The organism is bacterium, from assembly GCA_019912885.1.
Taxonomy (GTDB): Bacteria; Lernaellota; Lernaellaia; order JACKCT01; family JACKCT01; genus JAIOHV01.
Window position 1 is genome coordinate 1 of the sequence record JAIOHV010000055.1, and the last position, 10347, is coordinate 10347.

The following is a 10347-nucleotide window of genomic DNA, read 5'->3' on the forward strand; positions in this document are numbered from 1 at the left end:
TGTACGTCGGCCCGCGGGTTCGCTCCACGCTTCCTCCCCACGGTCGGTCGCCCTTCCGCAGTTGCGCTTCGCTTCGATCGGGATGGCCTCCTCTCGGTCGGACTTACACCTACAAGACAGCGCCCATGCTGGGCGCACAACAAAAACGCGCCGCCGCCATTCCGGCGACGGCGCGTTTCGCGTTTTGAACGCCTGTTCAGAATCCGCCGTAGATGAACGGCAGGACGGCGCTTCCCTCGGTCATGAAAATGAAAATCGCAAGCAGAAGGAGGATGATGACAATGGGCGAGAGCCACATCAGTTTTTCCTCCTTCAGAAAAATCAGGAATTCCTTGAGAATACGCATCGGTTGCCCCGGGTTGCCGCGCGCCATCGCCGCGCCGACCGGCGCGCGCGTCTCGTTTCCCTTGTTCGACAGCTTTCAATATCGCTTGAAACGCCAAAGCAAATCAAGAGCGCAAAAACAAAACGCGAGGGATTTTCGAGTATTGCGCCGCGCGTTTCACACCCTTCGGGATCCCGCGCGAGACCTGGTGGGCTGACGCGACCCGGAGCGCAACAAGCCCTGATTGCGCCGGTATTTCGCCCGCCATTCTTGTCTTTGGCGCGGCGTTCGTGATAATGGCACACGGGCCGCGGGCCGTGCGGGAGCGCCTTTACACGGGGCGATCCGCCACGCGGCGCAGGGCGTCGTCATACGTATCCCGCGGCCAACATCATCGAGGAAAGAGGACCATGTCCGGTCATTCGAAGTGGAGCACCATCAAGCGCAAGAAGGGCGCGGCCGACGCGGCGCGCGGCCGGCTCTTCACGCGGCTGATCAAGGAAATTTCCGTCGCGGCGCGCATGGGCGGCGGCGACATCGACGCCAATCCGCGCCTGCGCACCGCCGTGGACAAGGCCAAGGCGAACTCGATGCCGAAAGACAACATCGAGCGCGCGATCAAAAAGGGCACCGGCGAGCTCGAGGGCGCGGCGTATGAGGAATTCACCTACGAGGGCTACGGCCCCGCCGGCGTCGCGGTCATGATCGAGTGCCTTTCCGATAACCGGAACCGTACGACCGCCGACGTGCGCCACGCCTTCACGAAATTCGGCGGCAACCTCGGCGAAAACGGGTGCGTCGCGTATCTGTTCGACAAGAAAGGGATCTTCAACTTCGACAAGGAATCGGTGAACGAAGAGGCGCTGATGGAGGCCGCCATCGACGCCGGCGCCGAGGACGTGCGCGACGACGGCGACGTCTTCATGGTTGTCACCGATCCCGGCGCGTTCGACGACGTGAAAGCCGCGCTTGCCGCCAAGGGGTTCGCGGACCCCGAGGCCGAGGTGACGCGAATTCCGCAAAACTCCATTCTGCTTACCGGAAAGTCCGCGGACACCGTGCTCAAGCTCATCGACGCGCTCGAGGAAAACGAGGACGTGCAGAACGTGTACGCCAACTTCGACATCCCCGACGACGAGATGAAGGCGCTGGGTTGAGCGCGGCGAGGCGCCCCGCCCGCGCGCCCGCGGCCCTCGAGCGCCAGGACCCGTTCGTCTCCGATCACCCCGCCGACGGCGCGTATCCGCGCTCGAACCGGCGCATGCGCGTGCTCGGCATCGACCCCGGCAGCATCGTGTGCGGCTGGGGGCTCGTGGACGAGGCGCCCGGCGGATTGCGTCATGTGGATTGCGGCGTCATCGCGCCCAGGGCCAAGCTCTCGCTCGCGGTGCGTCTTGGGGAGATCTACGACGGCATCACGCGCGTGATCGCCGATCACCACCCCGACGTGGCCGCCGTGGAGACCATCTTTTTCGCGAAGAACGTGCGCAGCGCGATCGTGCTCGGGCAGGCTCGCGGCGCGGCGCTGCTCGCGCTCGCGCACGCGCGGCTTGACGTATACGAATACACGCCCGCGCAGATCAAGAAGTCGATCGTCGGATTCGGCCGCGCGGAAAAGCAGCAGGTTTCGCAGATGATCGCCTCGCTTTTGACCATGCCGGAGCCGGCGTTTTCCGACGCGTCCGACGCGCTGGCCGCGGGCATCTGCCATCTGTCGTCGTACCGCTTCCTCGAACAATCGGGCGGGCTCATTCGTTGATCGCGCGCCTTGCCGGACGCATTGTCGAAAAGACGGCGGGCGCGGTCGTCGTCGACGTGCGCGGCGTGGGGTATCTTGTCCACGTGCCGGCGACCGCGTTCCGGCGGCTGCCCCAGGCGGGCGAGGAAACCGAGTTGCACATCCGCACGATCGTGCGCGAGGACTCGATCGCGCTGTACGGATTTCGCGAAAGGCGCGAGCGCGACGTGTTCGATCTATTGATCACCGTCACGGGCGTCGGGCCGAAGGTGGCGATCGCGATTTTGTCGGGCCTCGAATTCGCGAACCTGGCGCGCGCGATCGTTTCCGAGGACGCCATCATGCTCTCCAAGGCACCGGGCGTCGGGAAAAAGACGGCCGAGCGCGTGATTCTGGAGCTGAAGGACAAGATGACGTTCATCGCCGAGGACGCTCAGATCACCGCCGCGGAGCACACGCCCGCGCCGTACATGGATGCGCTCTCGGCGCTTTTGAATCTCGGATACACGCGCGTGGAGGCCAGCCGCGCGCTGGAGCGCGCGCTCAAGGAACTGGGCCGCGACGCCGAGCTTGAGAAGATCGTCTCGCACGGCCTCAAGCTCCTCGGGAGGATGTGATGGACGAAGGCCAACGCGGCGCGGTGACGCCGGTGGAGGCCGGCGACGACCGGCGCTTCGACGTCACTCTGCGCCCGCGCAATTTCGAGGGCTACGTCGGCCAGCACGCCGTCGTCGCCAACCTCAAGGTCTTCATCCAGGCGGCGCGCGAGCGCGGCGAAGCGCTCGACCACACGTTGTTTTGCGGGCCGCCGGGCCTGGGCAAGACGACGCTGGCGCACATCATCGCGGCGGAGCTTGGCGTCGGCATCAAGGTGACGAGCGGCCCGGTGATGGAACGCGCGGGCGATCTCGCGGCGATTCTCACGAACCTCGAGATGTTCGACATCCTGTTCATCGACGAGATCCACCGCCTGTCCACGATCGTGGAGGAGATGCTCTACCCCGCGATGGAGGACGGGCAGCTCGACCTCATCATCGGCGAGGGCCCGAGCGCGCGCACGGTGAAGATGAAACTCAAACCCTTCACGCTCATCGGCGCGACGACGCGCACCGGCCTGATGACAAGCCCCATCCGCGACCGATTCGGCATCGTCTCGCGCCTGGAGTTCTACGACGCGGACGCGCTCACCGAGATCGTGCGGCGCTCGGCGGCGATCCTGCAATACGCCATCACCGACGGCGGCGCGGGTGAGATCGCGCGGAGGAGCCGCGGCACGCCGCGCATCGCCAACCGCCTTCTTCGCCGCGTTCGCGATTTCGCGCAGGTCGCCAACGCGACGGAAATCGACCGCGATCAGGCCGCCGACGCGCTCGCGCAGCTTGGCGTGGACGACCGCGGGCTCGACCGCCTGGACCGCATGCTCATGAGCGCGATTATCGACCATTTCGCCGGCGGGCCGGTCGGCGTGGAGACGCTCGCCGCGTCGGTTTCCGAACAGAAGGACACGATCGAGGACGTCATCGAACCCTACCTGTTGCAGATCGGATTCCTTCAACGCACCGCGCGCGGCCGCGTCGCCACCGAGGCGGCGTACCGGCATCTTGCGAAACAGCCCGCCCAGAAGCCTCAGGGAAGGCTTTTTTGACAGGAAACAGGAAACAGGAAACAGGAAACAGGAAACAGAAAACAGAAAACAGGAAACAGGAAACAGGAAACAGGAAACAGGAAATAGATCCGTCGCAATTGGCCGCGATGCGGATCGTGCGTTTATTCGACGGGAAAAGTGCCTCCGACGAAACGAACAAGTCTGGGCATTGCGCACTCGCCGTTTCCTATTTTCTATTTCCTGTTTCCTTTTTTCTATTTTCTCGTCCGCAACGATGCTCACCGAATTCCCTTGGGCGTCCGATATGGTAAAAAGCAAGGAGGATCGGCGATGCGCGGGGGCGTCATCGCCGAGATACGCGCGATACGATGAAATTCTTTTTTGAGCGCTGGGATTTCGGCGTCCGGAGCGCGGCGCGAAAACGCCCGTTTTCGATCGGCCTCGCGGGCCGGACGGAAAATCTTGCCACGCACGAAAACCGAATGGGCATGAAAACCAAAGCCAGGAAATCCGCAAAGCCGCGGTCCGACGGACGCATTTCCAAAATTCTGATCGTCTGCATGGGCAATATCTGCCGAAGTCCTTATGCCGCCGCGGCCCTGAAAAAGGCGCTGGCCGAGCGCGGCGTCGAGGGCGTCACCGTGCAGAGCGCCGGCACGACCGGCGGTCGCATCCCGAATTCGACGAAAGAGGCGATCAAGGTCGCCCGCGAGCGCGGCATCGACCTTTCGCGCCACCGCTCGCGGGCGATGGCCGACGCGCCTTACGAAGGCGCGGACCTGATCCTCGCCTCCGACAAACGCATCCGGGACGAGATCGCCGAACGATTCCCCGATGTGTCCGGCAAGGTGAAACTCCTGACCGAATGGATCCCCGACGCCTCGCGCGGCGGCGACGTCATCGACCCCTACGGGCTGGACGTGCCGATGTACCGCAGCGTTTTTGACCGCATCGACGCGGCGGTCGCGGCGCTCGCGGACGAACTGGCCAGCTAGGAGCGCGATTCATTTCGCCCTCGCGTTTCCCCGCAATGCCGCTCGCGGTGCCGTCCGTTCGGGCCATCCGGTCCTTTGCGTCCTTTGCATTTCGACCCGCTCCCTGACGGTCGCGGTTCGTTGTTCGGGCACGGGATCGAACAAACGCGCGCTTCAAAAATGTAGCAAGACGCACGCTTTGGCGATATCGCGCCGGCGTGGTAAAATTTCTCGTTTTTCGCATCTCGAATCGGGGAACGAGACCTTATGCCTATCGCGCGCCGCCTTCTGCTTACGTCGGCCGTCCTCGCCTTCGCGGCGATGACCATTCTTTCGACGGGCTGCTTCAACACGTCGAACGTCAACGTTCTGCCGATGCCGGACGACAAGCTGACCGCGCGCGTCGTGAAGACGGTCGGCGCGGGCGGCGATAACCGCGTGCTGCTTCTGGACATCGACGGCGTCATCACGGCGGAGGGCGAGCAGGTCTGGTTCTGGGATCGGGAGGCGACAACCTCGCAGATTGAAAAAAAGCTGCGCAAGGCCGCGAAGGACGACCGCATCAAGGCGGTCGTGCTGCGGATCAACTCGCCCGGCGGCGGCGTGACGGCAAGCGACGTCGTTTACCGCGAGATCCGCCGCTACAAGGAGGCGCAGAAGATTCCCGTCGTGACGATGATGATGGATGTCGGCGCGTCCGGCGGCTACTACATCGCGTGCGCGTCGGACGAAATCATCGCGCACCCGACGACGATCACGGGCTCCGTCGGCGTCATCATCTATTCGCTCGGCTTTGACGGCCTGTTCGGAAAGATCGGCATGGAATCGCGCGTCATCAAGAGTGGCGCGCTCAAGGACATGGGCAACCCGTTTGACGAATTTTCCGAAGAGGAGCGCGCCGTGTTCCAGGCCGCGGTCGACGGCATGTACGCGCGCTTTTTCAACGTCGTGCTCGAAAACCGCAAGATGGACCCGGAAAAACTCCGCGAGCTGGCGGACGGCCGCATCTACACGGGAGAGCAAGCCGCCCAGGTCGGGCTCATCGACCGCACGGGTTACATCGACGACGCCATCCGTTCGGCCATGGACCGCGCAAAGATCGGCGACGCGAAGGTCATCCTGTACACGGACAGCTACCGAAAAGAGACGAACGTCTACTCGAACAGCTTCGTCAAGACGCCAAGCCTCGGCATGCCGGCGCCCGATCTCGAGATGATGCTCGAGCTTTCCCGGCCGCGCGCGATGTACATGTGGCTTGGGCAGTGATGGAAGGGAAGATTGAAGAATGAAGAATGAAGATTGCCGGATGGCCCGCGGCACGCAGGCCCCTTCCTGGAACAGGAAGGCCGGAGTCGCCATCGCCGTGGCGTCACTTGCCTTCGCCGCGCCGGCCGCAAACGCGGCGATCACCAAGGGACCGTATCTGCAAAACGTGACGAAGGACGCCATCACGATCGCGTTCGAGACCGATGCCGCCGGCACGGGCTCGGTGGACGTCGGGGAAACGAACGCGTACGGCGAGACTGTTGACGCCGCGCCGGCGAGCTCGATCGACTTCGCCGAGGGCACGCGGCACGTCTACAAGATCCGCATCGAAAACCTGGCGACGGCGAGCACGTATCATTACCGCGTGCGCCACGGCGCGGACGCGTCCGCGGATTACACGTTCGTCACCGCGCCAAACAACATGGACTCGTTCAATTTCGTGATCTTCGGCGATTGCCGCGACGGATCGATCGAGAGCCCGAACGCCGTGCACGAGGCCGCGGTCGAGGCGATCATGGAAACAAACCCGCAGTTTTTCGCGAACACCGGCGATTTCGTCGGCGCCGGCGAGAACAAGGCCGATTGGGACTATCTCTTCCACGCGGAGCAGGAGCTGATCGCGCGCGCGCCGCTGTATCCGATATACGGCAATCACGAGGACGGCCGCGACGACGCGACGGGCCTGACCGGCGAGCAGCTCTGGGAGTTCTACTTCGACACGCCCAATCCCGATCACCCGACTTGGTACAGCTTCGATTACGGCAATATCCACTTCGTCATGATCGACGTGAACCTCTGGTGGAACCTGTTCCCCGGCGCGCCGGAGCACCAGTGGCTGCTCGACGATCTCGCCGCGGACGCCGCCGATCCGACGACGAACTTCACGATCGCCATGTTCCATCAGCCCGCGTTCACCTGGAAGGAAGGACGCACGCCCGAGCCGTTCTCGCGCCTCGTGGTCGAGCCGATCGTGCGCGAGGCGGGTGTCGATCTGGTTGTCGCGGGTCACGATCATTTCTACGCGCGCACGTGGCTCAACGGCATCATGCACACGGTGACCGGCGGCGGCGGCGCTCCGCTCTACGACTTCTATCCGAACATTGAACAGCGCGACGGCTATCTCGCGCACGCGCGCGATCATCACATCATTTCCGTCGAAGCGACGCCGATGGCGATCACGTTCGACGTCGTCAGCATCACCTCGGGCACGCTCATCGACTCGTTCACGATCGACGCGAGCGAGCCGCCGTTCACCGGTGACGACGATGATGACGACAACGATGATGACGATGATGCGACGGACGATGACGGCGCGGATGACGACACGGACGATGACGATGACGCCTTCGACGATGACGACGACGCTTCCGACGACGACGACGCTTCCGACGACGATCTCGGCGCGCCGGCGGACGATGATGATGATGATGACGACGACGGCTGCGGCTGCTGAGCCTGGGCGCGTTGCGACGCTCGTGCCGCGTGCGATAGCCAGCGGTCTGGTGCGATGTCAGAGCCGCGACCGTCAGGGAGCGGGTGGTTGGCCAATCGATTCGAAACCTTTTTAACGGGGAGTGCGTCATGCGGAAGCTGAACCAGGCGATCACGATGGCGCTCACAGCGGCGCTCGTTCTCGCGTGCGCGGGAATCGCGTCCGCGGCGATCACGAAAGGCCCGTACCTTCAGAACGTGACGCAGGACGCGATCACGATCGCGTTCGAGACCGACACGCCGGGGCTTGGCGCCGTGGACTTCGGCGCGACCGGCGATTACGGCATGGAGGAGTCGGCCGACCCCGTCGATTCGATCGATTTTGTGGAAGGCACGCGCTACGTTTACAAGATCCGCCTGTTCGGCCTTTCGCGCGCGCACACCTATCACTATCGCATCCGCCACGGGGCCGACACGTCGGACGATTTCGCGTTCGTCACCGCGCCGCATCACCTGGACAGCTTCAACCTCGTGTTCTTCGGCGACAGCCGGGGCGGCTCGATCGACAGCCCGAACCCCGCGCACGAGGCGGTGATCGACGCGATCGACGCCACGAATCCGGGGATCGTCTTCAACACGGGCGACATGGTGGCCCACGGCGCCGACAAGGCGGACTGGGATTATTTCTTCCAGGCCGAAAAGATGATGATGGCGCGCGCGCCGCTGTACCCCGTTTACGGCAACCACGAAGACGACACGGACATCGCGACCGGCCTTACGGGCACGCGGTTCTGGAAATTTTATTTCGACACTCCGAACCCGAGCGACCCGACGTGGTATTCGTTCGATTACGGCAACATCCACTTCATCATCATCGACGTGAACAAGTGGTGGAACATGCTGCCCGGCGCGCAGGAATATGTGTGGCTGGTCGAGGATCTCACGAAGGACGCCGCCAACAGGCGGACGAATTTCACGATCGCGCTGTTCCATCAGCCCGCGTTTTCCTGGGCCGAGGGACGCACCGCGGATCCGACCTCGCGCCTCATCGTCGAGCCGATGCTGCGCGGCGCGGGCGTCGATCTGGTCGTCGCGGGCCACGACCATTTCTATGCGCGCGCGTCGCTATATGGCATTCCGCACGTGGTCACCGGCGGCGGCGGCGCGCCCCTGTACGAACTGTATCCGAACGTCGAAGGGCGCCCGAACTACGTGATGCACGAGAAGGACTATCACTACATCAACGTCGAGGCGACGCCGATGGCGCTGTCGCTTGAGGTCGTCAACGTGATGACCGGCGCGCTCATCGATTCGTTCACGCTCGACGCCGACGAAGCGCCCGAGGACATCGACGGCGACGATGATGACGCGGGGGACGACGATGGCGACGACGACGACGATGACGCCGCGAACGACGACGACGCGGGCGATGACGATAACGACGACGCGGCCGGCGACGATGACGCGTCGGATGACGACGTCGGCGCGCCCGCCGATGACGACGATGACGATGACGATGACGATGGTTGCGGATGCGGTTGCTGATCACAGACGGCTGACGACTTGAATCGGGAGGGCGTGATGCGGAAATCGACAATGGTCATGGCGCTGGCGTTCGCGCTCGTCGGCGCGATCGCGCACGGCGCCGAAGCGGCGATCACCAAGGGCCCCTACCTGCAGAACGTCACCAGGGACGGCATCACCGTCATGTTCGAGACGGACCAGCCCGGCACCGGCACCGTGGATTTCGGCGCGACGAATTCTTACGGCCAGTCGATGAGCGCGGAGTACGAAACGTACATCGACTTCAGCGAGGGGCTGCGTTTCATCTACCAGATTCGCGTGGACGGCCTCGCGGCCGGCAGCACATACCACTACCGCGCGCGGCACGGGCTCGTCACGACGGGCGACAAGACGTTCGTCACCGCGCCGACGCACCTGGACAGCTTCAACTTCGTGATATTTGGCGACAGCCGCGGCGGCTCGATCGCCAACCCGAACACGCAGCACGAAGCGGCCATCGCCGCGATTGCGGCGGCGAACCCGATGTTTTTCGCGAACACGGGCGATTTCGTCGCCAGCGGCGCGCAGAAAGCGGATTGGGATTATCACTTCCACGTCGAGTCGGACCTGATGGCGACCGCGCCGTTGTACCCCGTGTTCGGCAACCACGAGGAAGACGAGGACGACGTGACCGGGCTGACCGGAGATCAGCTCTGGGCGTTCTATTTCGACACGCCGGACGACGACGACCTGACGTGGTACAGCTTCGACTACGGAAACATCCATTTCATCGTCATCGACGTGAACAAGTCCTGGCAGATGGTGCCGGGCGCGCCGGAGTATCAGTGGCTCGTCGCGGATCTGGCGGCGGACGCGGCGAACAAGAAGACGAACTTCACGATCGCAATGTTCCACCAGCCCGCGTTCACCTGGAAGGACGGGCGCACGCCGGACATCGTCTCGCGCTTCGTCGTGGAGCCTTTGTTGCGCGCGGCCGACGTGGATATCGTCGTCGCCGGTCACGATCACTTCTACGCGCGCTGCTGGCTGAACGGCATCATGCACACGGTGACCGGGGGCGGCGGCGCGTCGTTGTACGACTTCTACCCCAACGTCCAGAATCGCCCCGGATATATTGCCCACGCGCAGGACCACCACTTTTTCAACATCGAGGCGACGCCACTCACGTTGTCGTTCGAGGTCATCAGCGTCACCACCGGCGCGCTCATCGACTCGTGGGTACTCGACGCGAAGGAGCCGCCCGAAGGCTTCGGCGACGACGATGACGACGACGCGGCCGACGACGACGCGGCGGATGACGACGCGGCCGACGACGACGCGGCCGACGACGATGCAGCGGATGACGACGCGGCCGACGACGACGCGGCCGACGACGATGCGGCCGATGACGATGCGGACGATGACGATGCGGACGATGACGACGCGGTTGACGACGATGCGGCGGACGACGACATGACCGACGACGACGCGGACGATGATGACG

At 63.8% G+C, this 10347-nt stretch carries 10 protein-coding genes; 9 read left to right on the plus strand and 1 reads right to left on the minus strand.

What is annotated here, in order from left to right; genetic code table 11:
- Nucleotides 1–196 precede the first annotated feature (196 nt).
- A complete protein-coding gene (locus K8I61_04545) occupies nucleotides 197–346 on the minus strand; it encodes a DUF5989 family protein (protein MBZ0271281.1) in 150 nt (49 codons plus the stop codon).
- 389 nt (nucleotides 347–735) lie between these two features.
- On the opposite strand from K8I61_04545, the gene K8I61_04550 reads away from it, so the two are divergent.
- The 9 genes from K8I61_04550 to K8I61_04590 all read left to right on the plus strand — a co-directional run.
- Nucleotides 736–1482, plus strand: a complete 747-nt coding sequence (locus tag K8I61_04550; protein MBZ0271282.1) for a YebC/PmpR family DNA-binding transcriptional regulator — start codon at nucleotides 736–738, stop codon at nucleotides 1480–1482.
- A gap of 104 nt (nucleotides 1483–1586) precedes the next feature.
- Nucleotides 1587–2084 carry a crossover junction endodeoxyribonuclease RuvC gene (gene ruvC / locus K8I61_04555; protein MBZ0271283.1) on the plus strand — a complete coding sequence of 166 codons (498 nt, stop codon included), beginning with the start codon at nucleotides 1587–1589 and terminating at the stop codon, nucleotides 2082–2084.
- The gene (gene ruvA / locus K8I61_04560; protein MBZ0271284.1) at nucleotides 2081–2680 is read left to right on the plus strand and encodes a Holliday junction branch migration protein RuvA; all 600 of its coding nucleotides are present in this window, start codon (nucleotides 2081–2083) and stop codon (nucleotides 2678–2680) included. The genes ruvC and ruvA overlap by 4 nt, the downstream gene beginning before the upstream one ends.
- Nucleotides 2680–3708: a Holliday junction branch migration DNA helicase RuvB gene (ruvB, locus tag K8I61_04565; GenBank protein MBZ0271285.1), complete on the plus strand. Its 1029-nt coding sequence runs from the start codon at nucleotides 2680–2682 to the stop codon at nucleotides 3706–3708. The genes ruvA and ruvB overlap by 1 nt, the downstream gene beginning before the upstream one ends.
- Nucleotides 3709–4037: 329 nt before the next feature.
- On the plus strand, nucleotides 4038–4664 hold the full coding sequence (locus K8I61_04570; GenBank protein MBZ0271286.1) for a hypothetical protein: 627 nt from the start codon (nucleotides 4038–4040) through the stop codon (nucleotides 4662–4664).
- A gap of 246 nt (nucleotides 4665–4910) precedes the next feature.
- A complete protein-coding gene (gene sppA / locus K8I61_04575; protein MBZ0271287.1) occupies nucleotides 4911–5909 on the plus strand; it encodes a signal peptide peptidase SppA in 999 nt (332 codons plus the stop codon).
- A gap of 19 nt (nucleotides 5910–5928) precedes the next feature.
- Nucleotides 5929–7362, plus strand: coding sequence for a metallophosphoesterase family protein (locus K8I61_04580; GenBank protein ID MBZ0271288.1), 1434 nt, complete (start codon nucleotides 5929–5931; stop codon nucleotides 7360–7362).
- A 128-nt stretch (nucleotides 7363–7490) separates the two neighbouring features.
- Nucleotides 7491–8885, plus strand: a complete 1395-nt coding sequence (locus K8I61_04585) for a metallophosphoesterase family protein (protein ID MBZ0271289.1) — start codon at nucleotides 7491–7493, stop codon at nucleotides 8883–8885.
- Nucleotides 8886–8921: 36 nt separating this feature from the next.
- Nucleotides 8922–10347, plus strand: a 1426-nt coding sequence (locus K8I61_04590) for a metallophosphoesterase (protein ID MBZ0271290.1), incomplete at its 3' end; no start/stop codon positions are given.